Origin of the sequence: Chroococcidiopsis sp. TS-821 (assembly GCF_002939305.1) — a bacterium.
GTDB lineage: Bacteria > Cyanobacteriota > Cyanobacteriia > Cyanobacteriales > Chroococcidiopsidaceae > Chroogloeocystis.
The window spans coordinates 1-25,099 of sequence record NZ_MVDI01000009.1 but is presented as its reverse complement, the minus strand read 5'-3'; the positions used below and the strand labels follow the sequence as shown (position 1 = coordinate 25,099).

The 25,099-nt window shown below is 42.5% G+C and carries 25 protein-coding genes and 3 pseudogenes; 16 read left to right on the top strand and 12 right to left on the bottom strand.

Annotation, left to right across the window (positions count from 1 at the left end):
* Nucleotides 1-21: 21 nt before the first annotated feature.
* Nucleotides 22-792, top strand: a complete 771-nt coding sequence (locus tag B1A85_RS18700) for a glycosyltransferase (protein WP_104548255.1) — start codon at nucleotides 22-24, stop codon at nucleotides 790-792.
* On the opposite strand, the gene B1A85_RS18695 is transcribed toward B1A85_RS18700, so the two are convergent.
* On the bottom strand, nucleotides 717-1,697 hold the full coding sequence (locus B1A85_RS18695) for an STELLO glycosyltransferase family protein (protein ID WP_104548254.1): 981 nt from the start codon (nucleotides 1,695-1,697) through the stop codon (nucleotides 717-719). The genes B1A85_RS18700 and B1A85_RS18695 overlap by 76 nt on opposite strands.
* 296 nt (nucleotides 1,698-1,993) lie before the next feature.
* Between B1A85_RS18695 and B1A85_RS18690 the strand changes: the two are divergent.
* From B1A85_RS18690 to B1A85_RS18645, 10 genes and pseudogenes are all read left to right on the top strand, one after another.
* Nucleotides 1,994-2,822, top strand: a pseudogene (locus B1A85_RS18690) (IS5 family transposase).
* A 102-nt stretch (nucleotides 2,823-2,924) separates the two neighbouring features.
* Nucleotides 2,925-4,649, top strand: a complete 1,725-nt coding sequence (locus tag B1A85_RS18685; protein ID WP_104548253.1) for a hypothetical protein — start codon at nucleotides 2,925-2,927, stop codon at nucleotides 4,647-4,649.
* 6 nt (nucleotides 4,650-4,655) lie between these two features.
* Nucleotides 4,656-5,618, top strand: a complete 963-nt coding sequence (locus B1A85_RS18680) for a glycosyltransferase family 2 protein (RefSeq protein WP_104548252.1) — start codon at nucleotides 4,656-4,658, stop codon at nucleotides 5,616-5,618.
* 14 nt (nucleotides 5,619-5,632) lie between these two features.
* Complete coding sequence (locus B1A85_RS18675; protein ID WP_104548251.1) at nucleotides 5,633-6,259, top strand: bifunctional 2-polyprenyl-6-hydroxyphenol methylase/3-demethylubiquinol 3-O-methyltransferase UbiG; 627 nt, start codon at nucleotides 5,633-5,635, stop codon at nucleotides 6,257-6,259.
* A gap of 4 nt (nucleotides 6,260-6,263) precedes the next feature.
* Nucleotides 6,264-7,253 carry a lysylphosphatidylglycerol synthase transmembrane domain-containing protein gene (locus B1A85_RS18670; protein ID WP_104548250.1) on the top strand — a complete coding sequence of 330 codons (990 nt, stop codon included), beginning with the start codon at nucleotides 6,264-6,266 and terminating at the stop codon, nucleotides 7,251-7,253.
* On the top strand, nucleotides 7,250-7,795 hold the full coding sequence (gene rfbC, locus B1A85_RS18665) for a dTDP-4-dehydrorhamnose 3,5-epimerase (RefSeq protein ID WP_104548249.1): 546 nt from the start codon (nucleotides 7,250-7,252) through the stop codon (nucleotides 7,793-7,795). The genes B1A85_RS18670 and rfbC overlap by 4 nt, the downstream gene beginning before the upstream one ends.
* A 182-nt stretch (nucleotides 7,796-7,977) precedes the next feature.
* Nucleotides 7,978-8,883: a dTDP-4-dehydrorhamnose reductase gene (gene rfbD / locus B1A85_RS18660; RefSeq protein WP_104548248.1), complete on the top strand. Its 906-nt coding sequence runs from the start codon at nucleotides 7,978-7,980 to the stop codon at nucleotides 8,881-8,883.
* Nucleotides 8,855-9,931 (top strand): glucose-1-phosphate thymidylyltransferase, encoded by a 1,077-nt coding sequence (locus B1A85_RS18655; protein WP_104548247.1) that lies wholly within the window; start codon nucleotides 8,855-8,857, stop codon nucleotides 9,929-9,931. Before rfbD ends, B1A85_RS18655 begins: the two co-directional genes overlap by 29 nt.
* Nucleotides 9,928-10,791 (top strand): glycosyltransferase family 2 protein, encoded by an 864-nt coding sequence (locus B1A85_RS18650; RefSeq protein WP_104548246.1) that lies wholly within the window; start codon nucleotides 9,928-9,930, stop codon nucleotides 10,789-10,791. Before B1A85_RS18655 ends, B1A85_RS18650 begins: the two co-directional genes overlap by 4 nt.
* Nucleotides 10,773-11,849, top strand: coding sequence for a glycosyltransferase family 1 protein (locus tag B1A85_RS18645; protein ID WP_104548245.1), 1,077 nt, complete (start codon nucleotides 10,773-10,775; stop codon nucleotides 11,847-11,849). Before B1A85_RS18650 ends, B1A85_RS18645 begins: the two co-directional genes overlap by 19 nt.
* Here the strand turns inward: B1A85_RS18645 and B1A85_RS18640 are convergent.
* Nucleotides 11,846-12,214: an EamA family transporter gene (locus B1A85_RS18640; protein WP_210404580.1), complete on the bottom strand. Its 369-nt coding sequence runs from the start codon at nucleotides 12,212-12,214 to the stop codon at nucleotides 11,846-11,848. The two genes, B1A85_RS18645 and B1A85_RS18640, sit on opposite strands and share 4 nt — an antisense overlap.
* 104 nt (nucleotides 12,215-12,318) lie before the next feature.
* On the opposite strand from B1A85_RS18640, the gene B1A85_RS26290 reads away from it, so the two are divergent.
* Together B1A85_RS26290 and obgE are read left to right on the top strand one after the other, a co-directional pair.
* Nucleotides 12,319-13,002 (top strand): Mo-dependent nitrogenase C-terminal domain-containing protein, encoded by a 684-nt coding sequence (locus tag B1A85_RS26290; protein ID WP_104548244.1) that lies wholly within the window; start codon nucleotides 12,319-12,321, stop codon nucleotides 13,000-13,002.
* Between the two features lie 71 nt (nucleotides 13,003-13,073).
* Nucleotides 13,074-14,087, top strand: coding sequence for a GTPase ObgE (gene obgE, locus B1A85_RS18630; RefSeq protein ID WP_104548243.1), 1,014 nt, complete (start codon nucleotides 13,074-13,076; stop codon nucleotides 14,085-14,087).
* A gap of 103 nt (nucleotides 14,088-14,190) precedes the next feature.
* Here the strand turns inward: obgE and B1A85_RS18625 are convergent, their stop codons facing one another.
* From B1A85_RS18625 to B1A85_RS18615, 3 genes are all read right to left on the bottom strand, one after another.
* Nucleotides 14,191-14,703, bottom strand: coding sequence for a heavy metal-responsive transcriptional regulator (locus B1A85_RS18625; protein ID WP_210404579.1), 513 nt, complete (start codon nucleotides 14,701-14,703; stop codon nucleotides 14,191-14,193).
* A 53-nt stretch (nucleotides 14,704-14,756) separates the two neighbouring features.
* The gene (locus B1A85_RS18620) at nucleotides 14,757-15,032 is read right to left on the bottom strand and encodes a thioredoxin family protein (protein ID WP_104548241.1); all 276 of its coding nucleotides are present in this window, start codon (nucleotides 15,030-15,032) and stop codon (nucleotides 14,757-14,759) included.
* A 174-nt stretch (nucleotides 15,033-15,206) separates the two neighbouring features.
* Nucleotides 15,207-16,010 carry a hypothetical protein gene (locus B1A85_RS18615; protein ID WP_104548240.1) on the bottom strand — a complete coding sequence of 268 codons (804 nt, stop codon included), beginning with the start codon at nucleotides 16,008-16,010 and terminating at the stop codon, nucleotides 15,207-15,209.
* A gap of 703 nt (nucleotides 16,011-16,713) precedes the next feature.
* On the opposite strand from B1A85_RS18615, the gene B1A85_RS18605 reads away from it, so the two are divergent.
* A complete protein-coding gene (locus B1A85_RS18605; RefSeq protein ID WP_104548238.1) occupies nucleotides 16,714-16,977 on the top strand; it encodes a M23 family metallopeptidase in 264 nt (87 codons plus the stop codon).
* Nucleotides 16,978-17,052: 75 nt separating this feature from the next.
* Here the strand turns inward: B1A85_RS18605 and B1A85_RS18600 are convergent, their stop codons facing one another.
* Both B1A85_RS18600 and B1A85_RS18595 read right to left on the bottom strand, forming a co-directional pair.
* Nucleotides 17,053-18,546 carry a serine hydrolase gene (locus B1A85_RS18600; protein ID WP_104548237.1) on the bottom strand — a complete coding sequence of 498 codons (1,494 nt, stop codon included), beginning with the start codon at nucleotides 18,544-18,546 and terminating at the stop codon, nucleotides 17,053-17,055.
* Between the two features lie 130 nt (nucleotides 18,547-18,676).
* Complete coding sequence (locus B1A85_RS18595; protein ID WP_104548236.1) at nucleotides 18,677-19,420, bottom strand: RNA methyltransferase; 744 nt, start codon at nucleotides 19,418-19,420, stop codon at nucleotides 18,677-18,679.
* Nucleotides 19,421-19,477: 57 nt separating this feature from the next.
* Between B1A85_RS18595 and B1A85_RS18590 the strand changes: the two genes are divergently transcribed.
* Complete coding sequence (locus tag B1A85_RS18590) at nucleotides 19,478-19,630, top strand: DUF2256 domain-containing protein (RefSeq protein WP_104548235.1); 153 nt, start codon at nucleotides 19,478-19,480, stop codon at nucleotides 19,628-19,630.
* A gap of 168 nt (nucleotides 19,631-19,798) precedes the next feature.
* The gene (locus tag B1A85_RS18585) at nucleotides 19,799-20,737 is read left to right on the top strand and encodes an isoaspartyl peptidase/L-asparaginase (protein ID WP_104548234.1); all 939 of its coding nucleotides are present in this window, start codon (nucleotides 19,799-19,801) and stop codon (nucleotides 20,735-20,737) included.
* On the opposite strand, the gene B1A85_RS18580 is transcribed toward B1A85_RS18585, so the two are convergent.
* The 5 genes and pseudogenes from B1A85_RS18580 to B1A85_RS26285 form a co-directional block, all read right to left on the bottom strand.
* Nucleotides 20,728-21,150 (bottom strand): DUF29 family protein, encoded by a 423-nt coding sequence (locus B1A85_RS18580; RefSeq protein ID WP_104548233.1) that lies wholly within the window; start codon nucleotides 21,148-21,150, stop codon nucleotides 20,728-20,730. The two genes, B1A85_RS18585 and B1A85_RS18580, sit on opposite strands and share 10 nt — an antisense overlap.
* A gap of 49 nt (nucleotides 21,151-21,199) precedes the next feature.
* Nucleotides 21,200-22,603: a bifunctional UDP-N-acetylglucosamine diphosphorylase/glucosamine-1-phosphate N-acetyltransferase GlmU gene (gene glmU, locus B1A85_RS18575; protein WP_104548232.1), complete on the bottom strand. Its 1,404-nt coding sequence runs from the start codon at nucleotides 22,601-22,603 to the stop codon at nucleotides 21,200-21,202.
* 69 nt (nucleotides 22,604-22,672) lie between these two features.
* Nucleotides 22,673-23,683 (bottom strand): two-component system response regulator, encoded by a 1,011-nt coding sequence (locus tag B1A85_RS18570; RefSeq protein ID WP_104548231.1) that lies wholly within the window; start codon nucleotides 23,681-23,683, stop codon nucleotides 22,673-22,675.
* 521 nt (nucleotides 23,684-24,204) lie between these two features.
* A pseudogene (gene recR, locus B1A85_RS18565) lies at nucleotides 24,205-24,804 on the bottom strand (recombination mediator RecR); the annotation flags it as partial.
* 127 nt (nucleotides 24,805-24,931) lie between these two features.
* A pseudogene (locus tag B1A85_RS26285) lies at nucleotides 24,932-25,099 on the bottom strand (photosystem II q(b) protein); the annotation flags it as partial.

Below are 25,099 nucleotides of genomic sequence, written 5' to 3'. Positions count from 1 at the left end.
AAAGTGTGAGGAGATAATCGCATGAAAGTTGCTTTAGTTTTTGTTACCAAAAATGAAGAGGCTGGATTAATAACTACTTTACCTAAAGTAGATTTGAGTCTTTTTGACGAAGTTTATGCAATTGACGGTCATTCAAAAGATAAAACTTGTGAGGTTTTTAGCTATTACAATATACCTGTTTTTCAGCAATCTATCCCTGGCTTAGGTGGTGCTACTCTAGCAGCAAGAGCGCATTGTAAAAGTGATGCAATGGTATTTTTTCATCCTGATGGCAATGAAAATCCTCAAGATTTATCAAAATTTATTGATGCTCTAAATATTGGTTATGAATTTGTCATTGCATCGCGCATGATTGCAGGAAGTTATAACGAAGATGACGACAAAGTTTTCAAGTTTCGTAAATGGGCCAACTTATGTTTTGCTTTTATTGCTAATACAGCTTTTGGAAGCCGTAGGTGTCGCGTAACAGATGTCGTTCAAGGATTTAGGGCAATTACTTGTGAAGCCTTTGATCGCTTACGCCTTGATAAAACAGATTGTACTATTGACTATCAAATGGTCATTAGAGCCTTAAAAGCAAGGCTCAAAATTACGGAATTTCCTACTATTGAAGGTAGGCGAATTGCAGGTAATACGAATTTTGCTTCTATTCCTACAGGAATTGCGGAAGTCAAAATGCTATTGCGGGAGTTTCAAATCGGTAATTCATTTTTACATCAAACTAATCCTAATGATCTTAGATCTTCTAGCCAAGCATCAAATAGCACAACTTCTTCGTCTTTCACAAAGTGATGTTGATGTAGATGTTGCATTACGCCAGTAAAATCTTGAGAGTGAGAGGTATATTCAGTTAGAACAGTAATCAGTTCTTCCGTTCTAGTATAAAGGTCGATTTCCTCGATGAAATCATGCAATAATTTGTGATAGTTTCGTTCTTGGTAAACGCTAGCATTACAAAACAATACTCCCTGGGCCTTCTGATGTAAAAAGTGTTGCGCTATATAACCTCTCCAGATATCTGTAAGTCTGTTGAAGACAAAAGCAGGAAGATACATATATTGAAAAGCATCTGGATACCAAAGCGTATTTTGTGAGTTGAAAGGGCAATAAGTACCAGGTGCTAAAAATACTGGTTTGCGTTGAGAAAATTTCACTTCTTTACCAATTGTGAGTCGATAAATGGCATCGACATCTGGATCGAGGTCTGCCAAACCCTGCTGTACAGGAGCTGATACAAAGTCATTTGCTATTTGCACTTCTGTTAAACTATGAATTGCTGTTAAAGGAAATCCCCTAGGCCAAATATTTGCTTCACAAAAAGAAGAGTATGCATTAAAAAACTTATTTGAACTTGTATATGCTTGAGCTTGAAGCTGAACCGGATGAAAATCATGCCATGAATCGTAGGGAATATTGTCATCATCAGTTTCGTAAATTAACTCTGCTCCCTGCAACATTGCATAAAGATAGCCAATATTTTTGCGCGCGTAATGATTCCAAGGTAAATATTTAAGAATGGTAAAAGGAAGCGTCTTTTGCTCTTCTACTGATAGAAATTTTACGTTCTTTAATTGCCAGTCTTTAGGCGTTTTCAAATCAGCTACTAAAACGACTTGCCAATCTGGCATGAGGCTAAATTTTTTGAGAGCTTCTGTAGGAGGATTTATGGATGTAATGACAATAAAATTTTTTGGCATAAAATTTTAACAGCAAAAAGATTCCTATAAATTTAACAAACCTCCTGTTAAAAATGAAGCTTTTTATTGCTAATAAAGGATAATTTTTGTGTATTATTTTTAGAGGGCATGCAAATGTCATCAAAACTTTACTGCAAAGTTGAAATAGTAATGTAACTTCGGTAACAATTATAAGCATTACTATTACTCAATATATTCTCAGCATTAAGAGCTGATGTATAAAGAGAATCTAAAAAGAGTGCAGCATCGCTTTGAGCCAATTTTAGGCTAGGAACAGATGAATAGTTAGCCGACCGATGACTGGTCTACCCGAAATTGCAAACCCTCAACGTAAACCTTATTCGAGCGACCTGAGTGATGCGAAGTGGGCAATCTTGCAACCGCTTTTGCCTCAACCCAAAGGGTTTGGACCTCCAGTCGAGGTCGATTTCAGAGAGATTCTCAATGGCATCTTTTATGTTCAACGAACGGGATGCCAGTGGGAAATGCTGCCCCATGACCTGCCACCTTACAGCACCGTGTACCGCTACTTTCAAAAGTGGCAACGCAAAGGAGTCTGGCAACAGATGCATGACCAAGTGCGTAGGCAGTTACGCAAACAACTGGGCAGGGACGAACATTCAACCGTTGCGATTGCCGATTCTCAATCGGTCAAGACAACGGAAAAAAGGGGGAGGTCTACGGTTTCGATGGTGGCAAAAAGGTTAAGGGACGTAAGCGGTATATCATCGTCGATTCGCAAGGATTCTTGCTTTGAGTCCTGGTGAGTGAAGCGAATGCCTCAGAGCGATTAGGGGCAATTGCAGTGCTCGATGAATCAAGGAGAAGTTTGCCAAATGAGAGGTGGTTTGGGTAGACCAGGGGTACTCAGGTAAGAAGTTTGCCCATACCGTCAGGTTGGTGTGTGGAGAGCAGGTGCGAGTGGAGGTGATTGAGCGCATCTCTCCAACCTTTGAACCATTGCCGAAGCGCTGGATTGTGGAGCGGACTTTTGGATGGATCAATCGATTCCGACGCTTGAGCAAGGATTATGAGTTGTATTCGGAGGTAAGTGAGGCAATGATTTATAGTTCCTTGATGCGTCTCATGCTGAAGCGATTAGCTTCTTTAAGATTTGATTTATAAATCAGCTCTAATTAGCTCAACTTGAATTTCACAGTAAGCTATTAAAGGCGATCGCGTAACAGGTACAATACATCTTTTCAGCAGCTACGCGGAATATATTTTATGCCCTACAAACGTAGACTTGCTCGCACCGTTGCCTTGAGCGTGATTTTGCTACCTGCTGCCTATATTTTTTACTGGATTATGCAGTCGGGCGAAATTTCCACTGATGATTACTGGAATATTATTAGTCGTTTTTATTCAATCGATGGCTTTTCATCACATCCTACCGACTGGTTAGTACGCGCAAATGAACACCTAGTTTTCATTCCAGCAATCCTTTACGCCGTCAACATGATGGTGACAAAAGGTTCAAACATCGGTTTATCGTGCATCACCTTTTCGTTTGCGTGCGTGCAAGCCATACTCTTAGCAATGCTGCTACCACAGAATTTACGGCGATCGCGCAGTTTATTTTTTGGTTTACTTTTGTGTATCTCGTTCTTTTGCTTTACACCCGCAGCTGCACATAATTGGATGCGAGGCTTCAGTGGTGTTGCTTGGATAGGAGCAAATCTGCTTGTTACTGCCTCGATATTTTGCTTATCAAAACTTGTTCGCTCCCAAAATATAATATGGGCAATCAGTGGCTTATTTTTTGCTGCCCTTGGTGCATTAACTTATAGTACTGCGCTTGCTGTATTACCTGTTTTGTGTGCTGCTGTCGTACTGATGCGTTTACCAATGCGCATAGTGCTACTGTATCTAGCAGCAGCGATCGCGATTGGCGGTACATACGTACTGACTTACAAGACTCCTGAGTATCATCCACCTGTGTCGTTGAATATTCGCGATCTCCTCGCATACATTCCAACGTATTTAGGTGCAATTTTTACACAGAACACTTATGCTGCCTTTACGATCGGTGCTGTAGGTTGCGCGATCGCCATATGCTGTATGGGCTATTGGCTAACACCGCAAGGAAAGTGGGTTCGCGTTGCTTGGCTACCCTGGCTAGCTTTACAAGGATATGCTTTGGGAACTGCATTGATGGCGGCGATGAGTCGTTCAGGATTTGGCGTTATATCTGCCATGCAATCGCGCTATGCTTCGTTACCTAGTTTATTTTGGCTGAGTTTGACAGCGATCGCGGTCACAGGGTTGCAAAATTTTCGACTAAATGATAAAAGTTATTGGCAACTACGAATAACCCTACTCGCAGGATTGACCGTTTTAATCCTGTCGATGTACAGAGTTGGAACAGAAGCCGCTCAAATGATTGCACGCACAGCTTCCTTACAACCGTTGGTCACTCTGTCAGTTCAACTAGGTGTTACTGATGCAGATGTTGTCCAGCAAATAATTAGTCCCGCTCCCGATCAATTTTTCAACTTAACGACTGCGCTCAAACAACACGGTTTCGTTCCATTTCATCAAACTTTCAACAATAGTTTTTGTATAGGGAGCGAGCAGCTTAGCTCTCCAGTACTCAAGCCTCTAACACCAACAAACACATTGCCAGGTTTTTTTGATAGTCTTACCAAGCTGACACCCAACGTCGCTAGAGTAGAAGGCTGGGTAGGCGTAAGCGATCGCCATAATCATCTTGACTGCGTTGCTATTTTCAATCAAAACAATATCATACGTGGTTTTGCGCTTATAGGGTTTCCTCGTCCAGACGTTGCTCAAGTTTTCGGAACGTCTTACGCATCTTCTGGGTGGAAAGGATACGTCAATTTATCACCAGAAGATGAAACCTTATTTGCTTATACTCGCACAAACCAAAAAGAGTGGATTGGGCTACAACAACATACTTACAAGCTTAATGAACACTATTCAAACAACTAAATTAATATGTCAATTGGTATCAGCTTTGTAATTCCTGTATGTAATGAAGAAGCGACCGTTGTTACTTTGTCAGAAAAAATTCAAAAAGTAATGACAAAGGAAAGGCTAAATAAATACGAAATTATTTTCATTGACGACGGAAGCAGTGACAATTCATGGTTTTATATTAAAGATTTAGTTCATCAATATCCCACACAAATAAAGGCAATTAAATTCCGGCGCAATTTCGGTAAATCCGCTGCGCTTTTTGCTGGGTTTAAACGCGCAAAAGGCAAAATTATTTTTACAATTGATGCCGATCTCCAAGACGACCCGGCTGAAGTTCCTAAATTTTTACACAAGCTAGAAGAAGGCTTCGACCTTGTTTCAGGCTGGCGTCAACGCCGAAACGATCCCATTTCAAAAACTTTACCTTCACAAATATACAACAAAGTCACTGCCAAAATTGCTGGTATTCCGCTCCATGATTTTAACTGTGGTTTTAAAGCCTATCGTAAGGAAGTTTTAGACTGTATTAAACTCTATGGCGAACTCCATAGATACATTCCAGTACTTGCGCATAGTTTAGGCTTTCGAGTTGGAGAGGTCGCCGTTTGCCACTTTAGCAGACAACATGGCAAGTCTAAATATGGATGGGAGCGTTACTCGCGTGGTTTGATTGATTTGTTAACCGTTCTAGTGATTACTCGTTACTTGTATAAACCAGGACATTTATTCGGTAAATTAGGATTATTCTTTGGGCTTTTAGGCAGTGGAATTCTTATTTATCTTGTCCTTTTATGGTTTCTAGGTCTAGGTCCTATTGGTAATCGACCACTTTTATTTTTTGGCATACTATCTACGATTTTGTCAGTTCAATTAATTTCTTTAGGCATACTAGCAGAACTATTAACGCGTTACTCGCACTCAGACTGCATGGAACAACAAGTTGCCGAAGTACTTGATGAAAATCTACCATTGTTTCGTTAGTATTAATATTGAACATGAATCAAAATCGTTATTTGCCCCTTATTGAAGACGGTATAGTTGTTGGGACTGGATCGAATAAGTATGAAATGCGAAATCCAGTAGGAAGATATCTACTGTACCAATTCGATCGCGCGATTACAGAACTTGTCAACCAAATAAATCCTCAAAATATTCTCGAAGTAGGCTGCGGTGAAGGTCACGTTACTCAAATACTGAGTCAGACAAATGCTGTATTGCATTGCATTGATATTTCAGACAAAATCCTCGAGATTGCCAAAAATAGAGTTAATTATTCTCGAATATCTTTTGAGAAAAAAAGTATCTACGATCTGCATGAAATCGACCGAGCTGATCTAGTTGTCTGCTGTGAGGTGTTAGAACATTTAGAACACCCGGAAATAGGTTTAGAAAAGCTTGCAAGTGTCGCCACACCTTACTGTATTCTTAGCGTTCCTAGAGAACCGATATTTAGAACACTTAATTTTTTACGCGGTGCTTATTTAGCTGAGTTTGGTAATAGTCCTGGACATATTCAACACTGGTCGCGTCGAGGTTTTATCAAACTGGTAGAATCAAAATTTGAGGTTTTATCGGTGAAAGCATTGTTGCCATGGACTGTGATTTTAGCTCAAACTAAATAACAAAATGGTTGTTCGTTTAGTCCGTAGTAAAAAAGCTTGGAGTATCGTTTTTACAATCTTCTTAATCGCTTTATTAGGAAGTATTTTAAATCCTTCTGATATTTCATCAGCGTTGTATCAAGTAGGTATATTAGGTATATCAAAAATATTTTTATTAGTCGGAATTACTCAAGCATTAAGAGCCTTACGTTTTTGGGAACTACTTTCAATTAAAACAAAAACTTCATATTTACCGATTTTTAAGATTACTTGCGTATATCAGTTTCTTAATCATGTCTTACCAGTAAGATCTGGCGAACTAAGTTTACCTATTTTACTGAAGCGTTATTCAAGTTATCCTTATATTAGCTCTGTAGCATCGCTATTATTAACGCGTATTCACGATGCTTTAGCCTTAGGAACTATAGTAGCCTCAGGTGTAGGATTTGCAGTAATAAATGGGAGAATAGCTAGCGATTGGCTAAATTTGTTAATTTTAGTTTTACTGGCGATCGCCCTACTTGCAGGTTCATTTACTTTACTTATTTCAAGAAATCAACAGCTCGCCCAAGCTTGGCAAGGAATCGCTACATCTGGAAGAATCGGTAGATTACTGTTTAAACTTAAAACTCTCATCAAAAACTTTTATCAAGAGTTGCTCATTTATCGCGACGCTGCACTGCACTTAAAACTTTTTAGCTACTCAATCTTATTGTGGTTGACAATATTTATCTTATTTTGGGTGGTCTTACAGTCGCTTGGCTTCTCAATGTCTTTATCCGAAGTCGTCTTAGGTTCGAGTTTGGCTAATTTAACTCAGCTACTACCAGTAGGGACATTAGGCAACATTGGAACTCTAGAAGCTGGTTGGGTATTTGGTTTTACTTTATTGGGATATGATTCTTATCGCACGCTGACTGCTGGTATTGTAATGCATGTCATAGTTATTCTCATTGCAGGAATCTATGGCGTACTTAGCTGGGTTAGTTTGTTTATAAGCAGTGCAAGAAGATGAATATATTGCCGACTGAGATACCAGATGTTTTAATTATCGAGCCTCGGATCTTTGGCGACGATCGCGGCTTCTTTTTTGAAAGCTACAACGAGAAAGTTTTTGCTGAGAAAGTAGGAATCTCGCTGCACTTTGTTCAAGATAACCATTCGCGTTCGGTACAAAACGTCTTGCGAGGTTTACATTACCAAATTCAGCAACCTCAAGGTAAGCTAGTCCGCGCGATCGCCGGTGAAATTCTGGATGTCGCGTTAGATATTCGCAAAAGTTCTCCTACTTTTGGTCAATGGATTCGTTGTATCCTGAGTGCCGAAAATAAACGTCAGTTATGGGTTCCTCCAGGTTTCGCCCACGGCTTTCTAGTTCTCTCTCCTGTTGCTGAAGTGCTTTACAAAACGACTGACTACTACGCACCACAACACGAACGCTGTATTCTGTGGAATGACCCAGATATTGCCATTGATTGGTCTATTTCTACCCCACCTATCCTTTCACCGAAAGACCAAGCAGGTCAACTTTTTCACAAAGCTGAAGTTTTTGCTTGATGATGTCATCAAAGAGTTTAGGTCAGTAAGATCAATGCTTTTGTGTGAATCCACGTAGGTGGACTTAGCCTTTGAGCCCCGAATTTATTTGCCAAGCGATTGATATTGAGGCGGACGTGGTATAACATCTCTACACAATCCGCTATGATATCCGCATTGCCAGACTGTTGTAAATTAACTGCATGACACCGTCAATTTTACTGATTGGTAACACAGGTCAATTAGGTCAAGAACTACAACGCTACCTTGCACCTCTAGCAGATGTCACTGCGGTGGGACGTCCAACAATTGACTTAACTCAACCTGATAGCCTGCGTCAGATTATTCATAAAGTTCACCCGCAAATCATCATCAACGCCGCAGCATACACAGCGGTAGACAAAGCCGAAACAGAGCCGGAAGTCGCAACCGCGATTAATGCGATCGCCCCTGGTATTTTAGCCGCAGAAGCACAACAATTAAATGCGCACCTAATTCATATTTCCACAGATTACGTATTCGATGGTCGTCAAAGTCATCCATACCAAGAAACCGATGCGACAAACCCGTTAGGCGCTTATGGACAATCGAAACTCGCTGGCGAACAAGCAGTTCAAGATAACTGCGATCGCTACATTATTCTGCGGACAGCTTGGGTGTACGGTAGTCACGGTAATAACTTTGTCAAGACGATGCTGCGACTTGGTGCAGATCGCGAAGAAATTCGTGTCGTCGCCGATCAAATCGGAAGCCCAACATGGACAGGCGATATAACTCGCGCGATCGCGCAATTACTCGAAATCATCCCAATTCCAACGGGAATTTATCACTATACCAACAGTGGTGTTGCTAGCTGGTACGATTTTGCCGTTGCCATTTTTGAAGAAGCACAACAATTAAGCTTTCCTCTCAAAATTCAGCGGGTGATTCCGATTACAACTCCTGAATATCCGACTTTGGCACAAAGACCTGCGTATTCCGTTCTCGCGTGTGGGAAAATAACCAAAGTTTTGGGAACTCCATCGTCGCACTGGCGACAAGGACTTAGGAAAATGCTGGCAGAACTTTATACTAATACTTATGAAAGCGCTGATTCTCTCCGGCGGTAAAGGGACTCGCTTGCGTCCTCTGACTTACACTGGCGCCAAACAACTCGTACCCGTCGCCAATAAACCAATTCTGTGGTACGGTATCGAAGAAATTGTTGCCGCTGGAATTACTGATATTGGAATTATTATCAGTCCAGAAACAGGACGCGAGGTCAAAAATAAAACCGGAACCGGCGATCGCTTTGGTGCCAATATCACGTATATTCTGCAAGATAAGCCTGCTGGTTTGGCTCATGCAGTTCAAATTGCCCAGCCTTTTTTGAAAGACGACCCTTTCATTATGTATCTGGGTGATAACTTAATTCAACAAGGAGATTTAAGTTACTTTCTCCAGCAATTTACCCAAAAACAACACGATGCGTTAATCTTATTGCGTCCCGTGTCGAATCCCACTGCTTTTGGTGTTGCCAAAGTTGATGAATGCGGACGTGTTTTAGAGTTAATCGAAAAACCACAAGTTCCCCCTTCCAACCTGGCGCTAGTTGGCGTTTACTTCTTCTCGCCCGCGATTCACGAGGCGATCGCGTGTATTCAACCTTCTGCTAGAGGAGAATTAGAAATAACCGACGCCATTCAATGTTTAATCGATCGACAAAAACAAGTCTCAGCTTGTCAACTCGAAGGTTGGTGGTTAGACACAGGAAAAAAAGACGATCTCTTAGAAGCAAATCGCTTGATTCTCGATACCTACCTGAAAACTTCTAATTTTGGTGAAGTCGATTCACACAGTCAAATTATTGGGCGCGTGCAAATTGGTTCTGGTTCCAAAGTCATTAACTGTACAATCCGCGGTCCTGTCGTCATTGGTAGCGACTGCTATTTAGAAAACTGTTTTATTGGTCCTTACAGTAGTATTGCCGACCAAGCAACAATTATTGAAACAGATATCGAACACAGTGTTGTTTTACAAGGGGCAAAAATTGACCGCATTCACCAACGGATTATTGATAGTGTCATTGGACAGCGCGCGCAATTAACAGTAGCAGCAAGACGCCCTAAAGCCCTGCGATTCCTAATTGGTGATGACTGTCAAATTGAACTAGCGTGATTTATTTTTTAACTGTTAATTATTATTCGACATCGCTCATAACGAAGTTAATTGCGTCAATTCACAATAATTTCCATACACTTAGTAAAGTAGTAATTGTTAATAATTCAGTTGACGATCTTGCTATTCGTTCTCTCCAATCCCAAGATATTACTATCCTCGAACCAGGAGAAAATATTGGTTTTGGAAAAGCTTGTAACCTAGGATTGCAATGGATTTACTCTCAGAATCAAAATGCAATTATTTGGATTATTAATCCTGATGCTTATTTTATAGAAAACATTCAGAAAAAAGTGAATTGTTTTTTTGCAACTTATCCAGAAGTTTCAATACTCGGCACAATTATTTACACGCCCAACAACGACATTTGGTTTGCTGGTGGTTGTTTTCGTCGCGCTACTGGTACTATTTCAACGCAAGATATTTTAAGTAGTTCAGATGCAGCATATGTTCAATGTGATTGGGTTTCTGGCTGTAGTTTGATTCTTAACTGTAATAATTTTAGCGAATGTCCGCAGTTCGATCCAATCTATTTTCTTTATTACGAAGACTTCGATTTTTGCCAAAGATACGCTCAACAGGGACATATTGTTGCAGTCACAAAACTATTTCGAGTTATTCATCAACCGTCTTCAATTACAAGTCAAAATATATTCAATAAAATTAAATATAGTACATATAGTTATCTCATCACCTTAGAAAAATATGCAAATCTTTTTATATTCTTTTTCCGTTTGATGCGCTTAATTTTATATGCTGTTATTCTCATGCTGGTGAAACCTCAAGTAGCCTTTGGTAAAATATATGGAACATTACTTTATTTAAAACACTTGCTATCGTTTTGCAAAATTCATTATTAGTTAACCTTTCGTTTCTTGCCCAAAAACCAACAGGAATCACAACCTACGCGGCTAACTTATTTCCACATTTACAGCCACTGCAACCCACGCTACTGATTTCCTCAGAGGCGCGTCCAAAAGCCTTAGACGCTGACTACTACTTAGTTCCACCGAATCTCACACCCGATTATGGCAGCTTGGGTCATTTTCGTCGTTTATTGTGGACGCAACTGCAAATTCCCAAAATATATAAAAAACTGCGATCGCGTCTTTTGTTTTCCCCTGTACCCGAAGCCCCGCTACAGACAAATTGTCGTTACATCGTCAATGTCAACGACTTAATTCCCTTGCACTTTCCCTCACGTTCGCCGCTAACGTTTTACTTTCGCTACTACGTCCCCCAAGTGTTAGCGCAAGCTGAACACATTCTTTGCATCTCCACCGCCACTGCAAAAGATCTCACGCACTTTTACAACATCAATCCAGATAAAATTACGTCAATTTTATTAGCGCACGACGCTGAGCATTTTCGCTTTCTCGATCTACCGACAAGTAACTATTTCCTCTACATTGGACGCCACGATCCTTACAAAAATCTGCATCGGGTCATCGCTGCTTTTGCTGCATTATCACGCGACTACGAACTATGGCTAGCAGGACCATTCGATCCGCGTTACACGCCTGCATTACAAAAAGTTGCAGCCGAACTTGATATCAGCGATCGCGTCAAAATTCTCGACTACGTGAAATATCAAGATTTACCGACAATTATCAATCAAGCGATCGCCCTCGTGTTTCCTAGCTTATGGGAAGGATTTGGATTACCTGTATTAGAAGCGATGGCGTGTGGAACTCCTGTGATTACCTCCAACCTTTCCTCCTTACCTGAAGTTGCAGGAGACGCCGCGCTATTAGTCGATCCTTACAATAGTGCAGAAATTGCCGCCGCCATGCAAGCTGTTGCAACTGAATCAGGATTGCGATCGCGCCTTTCCCAGCAAAGTCGTGCAAGGGCAAATAATTTCAGTTGGGCGAAAACAGGACAAGCTACTGCTGAAGTTCTCGCACGCTATCTCTAACTTTTCCAAATCACGAGAATGACGCCACAAATGATTAATCCCAGCCCAACTAATCGACTAATAGGAATTGGTTCGCGAAAGATAAAGTATCCAATCAGTAAGGAAAAGACGTAAACTAACGCCACCGCAGGACCAGCAACGCTGAGTTTAACTCGCGTTAGCACCAAAATATAAACAATCGCGCCCACGGCATAACACGTTAATCCAGCAAGTAATTCTGGAATCGCAATCATACCTAACACGTGGCTAACAACATTACTCGCATCCACTCTACCTAACTTTAATGCTCCTGCTTTGAGTAGCCATTGCCCAGCCACGCTCGCTAGGATCGAAATGAGAAATAAGCCAAACTCTGGTAGCGTCACAAATTTATGCCTGCGATCGGTAACTCGGTTTTCTAGTTTACAGCCAGCAAGGTTACTATCAGCGCTAGTATAGTTTCGGAAAATTATTTTTAAGTATTGTTACTATGACAAGCGTTGTCAAATCTCCTTATACTAACGAACAAGTCGTCGCTTGGTTGCGAGGATTACTCTCTGTTGCTTGGGCAGATGGTGACTTCGATCCTCAAGAGCAAGACATTATTACAGCTTTAACGCAAGAACTTACTATTGATACAAAGTTAGAGTCCTTTGACAAAATCAGCCCAGAAGAGCTAGCAAGTGTTCTCAAAGACGATTCCGTTGCAGCAGAAAACTTTTTACGAACGGCGGTGATGGTTGCGATCGCTGATGGAACATACTCCTCGGTCGAAGACAGACTTTTACACCAATTCTGTCAAGCCCTGGGATTACAGGAGACAGCACTCATATCGTTGCGCCAAACGTTGTGCGATCTTCCTACCGAAGAATTAGATTCTGTATCCGCCACGTCCTCCACTGACGAGGAACCGCAGATTGACGTGTTGCATCCTGTACGCGAGTGGCTTGATGGACTCGACATTCATGACCCCAAAGTTGCCCGCTTTTTGTGCAAAATGATTCCGCCGCAGTGTCCATTTGAGCGCGACGTTACGCTATTTGGCAAGAAGATAGTTCACATTCCCCCACTGTGCAAGCTTAACCCACTTTACGAGCAGCTTGTCGGATTGCGCTTCCGCGCATTGTCCTATCTTGCTGATGAGTGTCACGAAGATATCAGCGAATATTGTTAATCATTAACACTGGTAATTGGTCATTGATAAAAATATTCTCAACAATTACCTATTACCCTTTCCTAAAAACTATGCAATTTATCGACCAAGCAGAAATTGAAGTTGAAGCAGGTTCAGGAGGTGATGGAATTGTAGCCTTCCGCCGCGAAAAATACGTGCCAGCTGGAGGACCCTCTGGCGGAAATGGCGGACGTGGTGGTTCAGTCATTTTAGTGGCAGTAGAAAATTTACAAACGCTACTCGACTTTAAGTATGCGCACCGTTTTCAAGCGGAAAATGGCGCGCGCGGCGGACCAAACAATCGTACAGGTGCTGCAGGTAGCGATCGCATAATCGAAGTTCCCTGCGGTACAGTTGTTTACGATGCCCAAACAAATGAACTTCTAGGCGATTTAGTCGTACCAGGACAAATGCTATGCGTCGCCGTTGGTGGTAAAGGCGGATTGGGCAATAAACATTTCTTAAGTAACCGCAATCGCGCCCCAGAATATGCCCTTCCTGGCTTACCAGGAGAAAAGCGCTTGCTACGTCTTGAGTTAAAACTATTAGCTGAAGTCGGAATTATTGGACTTCCCAACGCAGGTAAATCAACGCTCATTTCTGCGCTTTCCGCCGCCCGTCCTAAAGTCGCTGATTATCCTTTTACAACTCTTGTCCCTAATCTAGGGGTCGTCCGTAAACCAACAGGTGATGGTACAGTGTTTGCCGATATTCCTGGTTTAATCGCTGGCGCGCATCAAGGCGCAGGGTTAGGACATGATTTCTTGCGTCATATCGAGCGTACTCGTTTGCTATTGCATTTAGTAGACATTACCACTGCAGATCCTATTAGTGACTATCAAACAATTCAGCAAGAATTACACGCCTACGGACGCGGATTACCCGACCGCCCGCAAATCTTAGCATTGAATAAAATTGACGCCGTTGATGAAGATACTGTAACCGCGATCGCCCAGGAACTGGCACAGCGTCATGGTAACAAACCTTTTCTCATTTCTGCTGCAACTCGCCAAGGGTTAGAGTCATTGCTGCAGTATACGTGGCTTGTTTTAGATAATGTTGATACACCACAACGACTAAGATAAGCGGCAGCAAGCGACCTTAGCACCCCTACCAAGATCTTCTAGCCGTCCGCTTCATCAACTTGTTATACTACGCTGTTACATAACCAACTTCTCAATTGTTTGTTTAACCACTAATTCTGATATTTGAGTAAAAGCAGTAAGGCTGTTTTAGGTTGCACGATCGTCCTTCGGTGCTAATTGTCTCGCTTGATTGCTCAATTAATCCACAAATTTTCCCACCATAAGAAGTTTCAGTTGTGGTATCGTAGGCATCAGTAAGCAAAGATTCTATTGCCTCGTATCGGCTAGCTAATTCTTGGCGAAATGCCAGCATATCACAAATACGCCGAGCTAGTTCATCGAGATGTTGCTTTACCATACGTTTGAGAGCTGAACAGGGAGGTGTCCCGCTCGTCCTAATCTCGATCAATTGTTTGATTTCATCCAGCGATAGCCCAAACTGTTTAGCTTTTTGAATGAAGCGCAGTCGTTCCTCGTCATCTGTTCCGTAAACGCGATACTGCGATTCAGTCCGTTTGGGTGGGTTAAGCAGTCCTAACCGCTCGTAATACCGGATAGTCTGGGTAGAGAGATGCAATCGCCGACTTAACTCACCGATCAATAAACCTTTGTTCATAGTCACATTAATACTCAATAACAGGAGAGATTTGTCTCTCCTGCGCTCTTGCTTTAGTTTTGCCCAATGCCAGCGGTCAATAGTGCTTCACGAGAAATCGGCTGTTGATTTTGACAACATTCTGCTAGCTTGCCATTAACTACGACTGCCGGAACGCGATGAATTCCGTATTGACTTGCTTTCTCACGGCATTCATTAGTTGCACATCCTTCACGCAAATCCCATACCTGAATCTCACAATTGTCACGCGCCAACTCTCTTACCAAGCTGACAGTTTCATCACATAATGGGCAACCTGCTGTGAAAACCTCAACTAAACGCTTCGTCATCTTAAAGTTCTCCTCAAGTGTTGACTTCAGTGTAAACCTTATAGCTGACTTCAAGGTCAAGAGGTAAAGATTATTGTGACTGCATCAAAGTCTCAGACTCGCCCCTTATATCGCCTTACAGCTACGTTCTAGCCAACAACTCAAGCCGTATAGCAGGTCGTTAATCTTAAGTCATCAGCTATGAGCATAAAACTTGAGTAAAACCAAGCTTGATATTAGGCTACCCAGTGACAAAAAGCCCCACACAGGAACTAATGTCGCCTCTCCAACACCAGCTTGTGTGGCAGATATTGTAGCAGCAGTTAATGCGAGCGTATAAACAGCACCCTTAACGTTTGCTATAACTCCCAACACATATCCCCAAGGAAGACGCTGCCATAGCCATATTCCACCTAAGGCAAACACCGACACCACCATCGATAAATCTAAAGCCGCAATAATGTTGGTGTAGCCATCTACGGTAATGATGATTTCGGGAACTTGCCCAGTTAATACAAAATTCAACGATTGCAAAATCCAAAACCCACCGAGCGCGATCGCGACAAACAGCATATACGTACCGATCGACTTTACAGGTGTTTTAGTTTGAAATTTCTGACTAATTTCCTTGACGTCAAGCCCCACTAGCCCAAAAATCAACGCAAAAATAGACAACGTAAATAACGCTACATAAATTAGAAAAAAGCGATTGTAAGCTGCACCAAACAGATAAAACGCGAAGTTATAAAGCGTGTAGTTCACCATTCCTAACCACACAAGTTGCGATCGCTGTGAACCGCGTGCCGATAGCATTAGAGCTATGACTAAAGTAGGCAATCCTACAAACAATGTCACTAAGTCATTTCCGAACCATCCAGCCGTCACAAACAAATTGTCTCGATATAAATTTTGAATAACAAGCCCACCTGTAGCGGCAACAAATGTCAAAATTGCAATAATGAGCGAAAGTAGGTAAGCAATTTTTAACTTATTTGACATCTATTACTCCTTTATTTTAAGCAATATTCTCTTACCTGCATAACTAAATTACACAATTGCTGTTTAAGTAATAATATTTCTATAATTTCTGATAACAGAGCGGCGCTCCAAAAATTGTTAACTACAAACTACAAATTACGAATTATGAATTAGTAGAATATGCTACTTGAAATAGGATTGCTGTTTATTACCCATCTCCTTCTTCCTGCTATTTTTCTCTCTTGGTTATGGAGAGGTGAAGCAAAGAGCAAAGTTGATTGGTTACTCAATAATTAGTTGATACACTCTACATTTTTTACATTTTCCTCATAGGAAGATTGGTTGAGTTACTACTTAAGGTTTATTCTTATCATTCATTTTGTCATAGCAGTAATTAATTCATATAATAATAAAGTGCAACAATTACCCTTTTTGGCAACAAAAAATTATAAAAATTTATTGTCTTTAGATATTAACTATTTTGCAATAATATTATTTGCCAATCTCAATTTTTTCGCTTTGCAAGGCTTTTCGTTTCATAACCACCCTGTTGAACTTGCTTTTCCACTAAAAAATGGAACATATTATGTAGCTCATGGTGGAAATAGCTCGCTCGTCAATCACCACAATACAGATCGCGCTCAACAATATGCATTGGACATTGTAAAACTTAATAGCTTTGGTACTAGAGCCAATGGACTTTACCCCAGAGAACTAACAAAATATGCGATTCAAGACACTGTCTATAGGTGCTGTCAATAGTTTTCCTGACTTAGTTCTACCAGAAACAGATCGACAACATCCCGCGGGAAACTATGTTTTAATCGCCTGCGATCGCGTTGAAATAGTAGTTGCTCATTTGATGAGGGGAAGTCTTACTGTCAATCAAGGAGAGATAGTTAGCGTAAATCAATCGATCGCCCAGGTAGGAAATTCAGGAAATACCACTGAACCTCATCTTCACATTCATGCGCGACAAAAAATATAGTGGAGAAGCAATTTTAGATGGAATAGGCGTTCCCGTGACGTTTTCTAGCAGGTTTTTGTTGCGAAATAGTTTGGTCTATTGAGAAGTAGGAGATGGCTGATTGCCATCAGTCGTTGCTGCAGAAGATTCGTTTGTAGCTGCTGGGTTTTCCACTGGGACAGTAGTTGTTGTTACAAAAGGTGTTGTCCGCAAGATTTGATCGACGTTTGGTTTACTTAATTCTTGATAAGCAGCACGCGAAATTTGCCGAATGAGTTCTTGAGCGCGACCGTCATTATGCGGACGTTTTACCATTGCGACTGCGATATAACGCTTGCCATTCGGCATATCCACTAAGCCCACATCACCAACTAAAGAGCCGATATCACCTGTTTTATGCGCAATTCTGGCACCTTCACCTAAACCGCGTGGTAGTAAAGTATTAGTTACTGTGCGTCGCATGATATCTAACAAGCGATCGCGCGATCGCAGGGACATCAACTTGCCATCATCGACTAACGCCATTAAATGTGCTAAATCTCTGGGGCTTGTTGTATTTGTTCCTTCTAAATCTGGGAGTAGGTTCCGAATTTGTGTTGCTGGCAATCCCCAACTCAGAAATCGTTGATTTAATGCAGCAGCGCCACCCATACGCTCAATGAGTAGATTCGTTGCGGTATTATCGCTGATTGTAATCATCTTGGTGGCTGTTTCTAGCGCGGTGAATTGCGTTCCCAAGGGCTTGTATTGCATATCTCCCGAACCACCGCCCACTAACTCTTTTTTTAGCGTCAGCCGTTCATCCAAGCGAATCTTACCCGCATCGACATCTTGGAAAAAAGCAACTAGTATGGGCACTTTGATCGTGCTTGCCGAAGCAAAAGTTGAGTTTCCATTAATTTCTAAGTACGCTCCCGTGTCTAAATCTAGGAAAAAGACGCCTGGAAGAAGATTTTTTTGTTTCGCTGCTAACTGTTCTACCGTTGTTTTTAACGAACTCATTTCTTGCGTCATCTGCAACGCCGAGCCTGGAACAAATGCAACTTCTTTCACTTCCTCTTGTGCTACCGAAGATTGCGGATCTTCAGCTTTGATGCGATTGGTAGGATCTAATGCTGACAATACAGTTCCGGCGATCGCGGCGACTCCCACACCTAAAATCACTATCCTTGATGCATATAGCAACGGTTTTGTCAAGTTACGAAGACCGTGACTGCGGCGTTTTTCGCGTAGCGGGCGCGGTGCTATCACCGTGCGCTCAATAATGCGTTGCTTCTCACTCGTTTCTTGAGATAGAGGTATCTGTATTGACGGTCGGCGTCCCGCATTTTGAGGAGTATTTCCATTTCTGTAATTGGGCTGGCGTGCCCTAGCATTTTGATTCGCGATTTGCGGACTCAAAGGTAAGTCAACAATTTTGCGTGCTTTCCCATGGGCTGTTGATGCTGAGCCTGAAGTGGATTGACTCCTTTTATTGAAGACTTTTTGCTGGCTGCTATCCGAGAAGTGATTTTCCCGTCGTACTGTAGTTTTACCCTCGGAAACTGGGGTTTTTGATACCTTTAACTCTGTAGCAGACAGTTGTTTCACGTCTAACTCCTCAAGCACCCTAGATATGTGGCGTTGGCAACTTAGTTTATACCAATCTGTGAATAAATGGCGATCAATTACAGCTTAAAATAATGCGAAATAGTTCATTTGTACTGATAAAAGCGTAAATTTAGCTTTTTTCTTGGGTTTTCTGCTGCAATGCCCATTGTATTTGTGATAAAACTCCTCGCAACATAGCAACTTCAGATGCCGTCAGTTGCGTACGGTTGAACACTTGGCGAAACTTTTGCATTCGACTTGCAGCAGTGTGCGGGTAAAGATAACCAATGTCGAGTAACACTCGCTCTAATTGTTGATAATAGCCCTCTAACATATCCAATGAAGCAGCATCAGAATCGCTCGGTAAAGCGGTTGGTGTTGACTGCGTTGCACGCTGAAACAACTCATAGGCACAAATTGCAACAGAGGTAGCAAGATTGAGCGATGGATAGCGATCGCTTGTCGGAATGCGGACAAAGCGTTGTGCGTATTTTAATTCTTCGTTACTCAAGCCGCGATATTCTGGGCCAAAAATAAGAGCAGTGTTTTGTTGCTCGATTAACCATGGTAGTGCTGTACGTGGATGTTCGAGGGTAATTGGTATGTCGCGATCGCGGGCGGTGGTTGCGATCGCGCGCGTACAGTCTACTAGGGCTTCTGGTAACGTTGCGACTTGAACTGCATTTTCTAAAATATCTACAGCGTGAACCGCCATTTGCTGCGCTTCCTTAGATAGCGGATCGCACTGCGGATTCACTAAGACAAGATGTTCTAGCGCTGAATTTTTCATGACACGCGCGATCGCCCCAACATTTAAAGCCCCTGCTGGTTCGACTAAAACTATCCGTACTCCAGCTAAGGCGGTTTCTACCATAACTTCGTTCTCGTAATTTTTCTTAAAATTACATTAGCAATGTCTTAATTATTCAACATGGCACGAACTCGCGCTAAATCAGATTTACCTACCAAAATTTGTCCTGTTTGTCAGCGTCCCTTTACTTGGCGGAAAAAATGGGCAGATTGTTGGGATGATGTAAAGTATTGCTCTGAACGCTGTCGGCGGCGGCGCTCAAATGTAGATTAATGTGGTAACACAGGGTAATAGGCAAGAGATATTAAAAGCTCATTACCCATGACCAATTACCAAACTTCATAGCGACAAAATTTGAGCATTATTCACCATACATTACTAAATCCTTTTTATAGATAATCTAAAATCTAAAATCACAAATCTAGAACTATAGGATGACGAGTGCAACCAAAGTTAATTATTCATGGCGGGGCGGGTAGTTCCCTGAAAAGTAAAGGCGGAGTAGAAATTATTCGGCGATCGCTCTACTCAGTTATCGAGGAGGTCTATGCACTATTACTTGCAGGTGCACCAGCTATGGAGGCTGTTGTTCGTGGCTGTCAACTACTAGAAGACGATCCGCGCTTTAATGCTGGTACAGGTTCGGTGCTGCAATCTGACGGTCAAATTCGCATGAGTGCGTCGCTCATGGATGGTGTTTACCAGCGCTTTAGTGGCGTGATTAACGTCTCGCGGGTACAGCACCCAATTGATTTGGCGCAAAATTTACAAAATTCCGCAGATCGCGTGCTATCTGACTATGGTGCAGCCGAATTATTACGCGAATTGCAAATTCCTAGTTACGATGCTTTGACGGAGTTGCGGTTGCAAGAGTGGCTTCAGGAGAGACAAGATAATTTTGAGAAAAAAATGGCGGGGGTCGTTGCCGAAAAAGAATTAGTCGAATCGAGTAATGCTAGACGCGGTACAATCGGCGTTGTCGCCCTCGATACGCAAGGACACTTAGCGGTTGGTACTTCGACGGGCGGTAAAGGTTTTGAGCGGATCGGGCGCGTAAGTGATTCTGCAATGCCTGCTGGTAATTATGCCACAGCCGACGCAGCAGTGAGTTGTACGGGAATAGGTGAAGACATTATTGACGAATGTTTAGCGGCGCGAATTGTTGTCCGCGTCACCGATGGTTTAGCTTTACCGGAAGCGATGCAACGTTCGTTTACCGAAGCATATAATCGCAAACGCGATTTAGGCGCAATTGCCATTGATGCAACTGGCGCGATCGCTTGGGGAAAAACGAGTGAAGTGCTACTTGCTGCCTATCATACTGGCGAGCAAGTGGGCGATACACTGGAATGGACGGGCGAACTGACAAGCTACTGCTGAACTAAAGCGATCGCCTGCGCCAAAATCATTTGCTTATCAACCATACTTTCCAATTCCTCAGCCTCAAAACGCCCTTCAAAGGCTTCAACAGAGGCTCGTTTGAGTGCCATTTGATACCCCTCTTGGAGAATTTCACGTAGTTGCGCTGACGATAAATAACAACCACCCGCTTTGCGGCGTTTATTGAGTTTTTTGAGTTCTCGCGACGCATTTTCAATAGAAATCTCCCAAGAGCGGGTTGAGCGTTTTTCTGCCTGCTGTTTGATCAGATGAACGAGTAATATCACGCCATAGCTATCAATTTTATTAATTTTGTCACTCAGGCTGATGTCTTCCAACTCGTCCACCAACAGCAAAGCTTCATCAACCTTGCCTTGCTGCAGTAGTTTCCGAAGCTCTAGTAGTTCTTCCATCCCAAATCGACAGCATATAGCTTCACTACTACTTTAAACGAGAGGCATTCTACTTTTCTTCCTGACCTCCAACCTTTGATCCCCGATCCCTGTTTTTTAACCGCCAACCTGGTTTAATCACTTGACGCGCTCGACCAATTACTAAACAATCATCAGGAGCATCTTCTGTGACGGCTGAACCTGCTGCGATGTTGACATCGTTACCAATTGTTATTGGTGCAACTAAAACACTGTTTGCACCTGTTTTAGAGCGATCGCCGATCTTTGTCGGATGCTTTTGGACGCCGTCATAATTGGCAGTTATCGTCCCCGCACCTACGTTAACTTGCGTTCCGAGCGTAGCATCTCCAAGATACGATAAATGCGCCACATTCGTGCGATCGCCGAGTTGACTGTTTTTCAACTCAACAAAATTTCCAATCTTACACCCCGCACCTACAACCGCATGACCGCGTAAATGCGCATAAGGACCAATTCGCGTATTTGCGGCAACGCTACTATCAGTTACAACCGAATACAGCACGCTCACATTCTCATCTAGACGGCTGTTTTCGACCAAACTACCAGGTCCAATCCGACATCCTGATTGAATCACCGTCTGTCCGCGCAGATGCGTTTGCGGTTCGATAATCACATCAGGTTGAATTTCTACCGTATCGTCAATTGTAATGCTCGCAGGATCGACCAGCGTGACACCCGCAGCCATCCACTTTGACTTGATTCGTTCTTGCAATATACTATAAGCAGCCGCAAGTTGCTGTCGGTCATTAATTCCCAAAATTTCTTGGTAATCTTCAACGTCAACTGCCATGACAGGCTCTAAGAAACTGACAGTATCGGTCAAATAGTATTCTTTTTGGTTATTATTCGGTTGCAATCGCGGTAAGACTTCAGCTAGGTCTTTCCAGCGAAAGCAATAAACTCCAGCATTAATGCGACAGTTTTGTTTCTGTGCTGGCGAACAATCGCGGTCTTCCACAATTTGCTGGACAATATGACGTTCGTCACAAAATACGCGTCCATAGCCTTGGGGGTTGGGTAACTGCGCAGTCAAAATTGTTGCAGCATTTTGATGTTTTTTGTGCGTTTGCAGCAGATTTTGCAGCGTTTCTGGTCGTAATAAGGGAACGTCGCCATTAAGTACGAGTAAATCATCCGTAAAGTTCTCTAAATACGGTACAACTTGTTGAATCGCGTGACCTGTTCCTAATTGCTCAGTTTGCTCGACAAACTCTAAGGGAATCGTCAGCTTAGATGCTACCTTAGTAAGCGATGCTTTGACTTGCTCTGCCTGATAACCAACAATCACCAGACACCGCGTTGGTGAAATTTTATGTAAACTTTGGAGAACCTGCTCAACGATCGACCTTCCTCCTAAAGGATGTAACACCTTAGGTAAAGAGGATTTCATCCGCGTACCGCGTCCTGCTGCTAAAATTGCTACCGCTACCATAATCAGCTATCAAGCTTTCGTCGGGTTAATAATATCAGCTAATTGCTCCAAGTGCCGCAAAAGCGATCGCTACTGTTCGTCACGCGATTGAATAAATTCCATAAACTGTTTGACAAGTGTAGGATTGCGCCATCCCTTTGCAGTTTCTTCAGCAATCACTTCCAATGCTTCTCTGCTCGACAAAGCACGTTTATAGGGACGCTCGCTCGTTAGCGCATCGTAAATATCAATAATTTGAAATACTTGCGCGAGATACGGAATGCGATCTCCTACTAACCCATCAGGATACCCCGAACCATCCCAGCGTTCGTGATGATGGCGAATAATGGGGATTACGCCGCGCATTGAACGTAAAGGCAAGCAAATTTTTTCCCCAATAAGAACGTGCTGGCGCATTGTTTCCCATTCGTGTGGTGTTAATTTTCCAGCTTTAAGCAGTACTGCGTCAGGAATACCAACTTTACCAATGTCGTGTAGATAGCTTCCCCACTGCAAATTGCGCATTTGCGTGCGTGAAAGCTGAAGATATTCACCAAAAGCTGTGCTTAACTCTACCAATCTTTCACAATGATTGCCTGTGTTAGGATCGCGGCTCTCAATTGCTTGCGCGATCGAAAATAAAACTTGTTCAGCATGATCTAAATCTTCGTTTAAGCATTTTTGTCGTACTAGCGATTTGACACGCGCTGCTAGCTCCAGTCGATCGAAAGGTTTAGAGAGAAAGTCATCTCCTCCGGCTTCAATTCCGCTGATGCGCGATCGCCGATCGTTCAAAGCTGTGATAAAAATAACAGGAATCAATCGAGTTTGTTCGTCCTGTTTGAGTTGACGGCACACTTCAAACCCATCCATGCCAGGCATCATGACATCGAGTAAGATCAAATCTGGCTGACTGCGTGTCACAAGATCTAGCGCTGCTACACCACTATCCGCTTCTAAAACCTCGTACCCTTCTACTGCTAACAATGCAACTGCAGTCATCCGACTCGCTGCATGGTCGTCCACAACTAAAATCTTCGGCGGTTCTGAATCAAAATGGTTCACCTGAGAACTTTCTGTTTTGTACAACGGCGAGATCATGAATTGCAAAAAATGAACGATCAAACTCCCTGGCAATCACTACTTAACTCAAGCTTTGTATCACTCAAAACATTACATTGAAAAGCTATTATTGCCCTAAAAGCTAAAATTTCGCCCAATCACAGCCAACGCTCATCGCTGTGTATCTCAATATTTTGAAAAAATCATACAAGCTCTTCTAGCTAAATCAGTGTTCACTAAAGTAGTGTTGACACTTACAGTATCCTCAATTCTAGAGCAGAGGAAATCAGTTTTTCTACGTAGGTTTGTTTCGTTTTATGCAAAATGATAGATAAATGTGATATACGTTGCAAATTGTTGGTTACAAAGCTTACAATGTCTAAACGAGGTATGAAAATTAAAAAAGCTTCTTTGTCGCTAACCTTAGCGACCGACTGGTGTCAATAATCAAAAAAGATGCGACAACGATATAGAAGCACCTCGAAAAAATAATACGATCGTTTCTATAAAATTTCGGGATCGCTGCGATCGCACCAACAGCAACATTAAACTCTTTACTTTCAATCTAATTCTCGTCTACCTTCAAGTGCTCTAGCAAGTGTAACTTCATCTGCGTACTCCAAGTCCCCTCCTACAGGTAAACCAAAAGCAATGCGCGTTACGCGCGTAAATGGCTTCAAAAGTTGACCTAAATAGAGAGTGGTTGTCTCTCCTTCTACGCTAGGACTAATCGCCAAAATCACCTCTTTAGGTTGTTGCTGGCTGACTCGTCGTACGAGTGCTTGAATAGTCAACTGTTCTGGACCAATACCATCCATCGGCGAAATCACACCACCCAAAACGTGGTACTTACCGCGATACTCTCGCGTTCTTTCTAGTGCAATCACATCGCGGGAGTCACTCACAACACAAATCGTATGATTGTCGCGGTTAGTATTCCGACAAATTTCACATACTGGTTCAGCCGACAGATGAAAACACACAGAACACAAACCAACCTGTTGCTTTGCATCAATCAATGCTTGTGCTAAAGCTCTTACCTCAGTTTCTGGTCTTTTTAAAATATGTAAAGCTAAGCGCTGGGCAGTTTTAGGACCAACTCCAGGCAAGCGCTGTAGTTGTTCAATTAAACGCGCTAAAGGACGTGCGTAAACCGTTGTTGTCCTCCTTCTCCTTGGTCACTCTATACACTATCCTATCTGTTCTAGGCGTCCTGTGACAGGATAAAAAGAAAAACGCCCCTTTAAGAAAGGAGCGCTCGTTTATTAATACTATTCGATTGTCGAATTAGCCATGAATGCTAGGAGCAGTGAGGGCAACAGGAGTAGCGTCGCCAGCAGCTAAGTCGAGGGGGAAGTTGTGCGCGTTGCGCTCGTGCATCACTTCCATGCCCAAGTTGGCGCGGTTGAGCACGTCCGCCCAGGTGCCAATCACCCGACCCTGCGAGTCAATCAC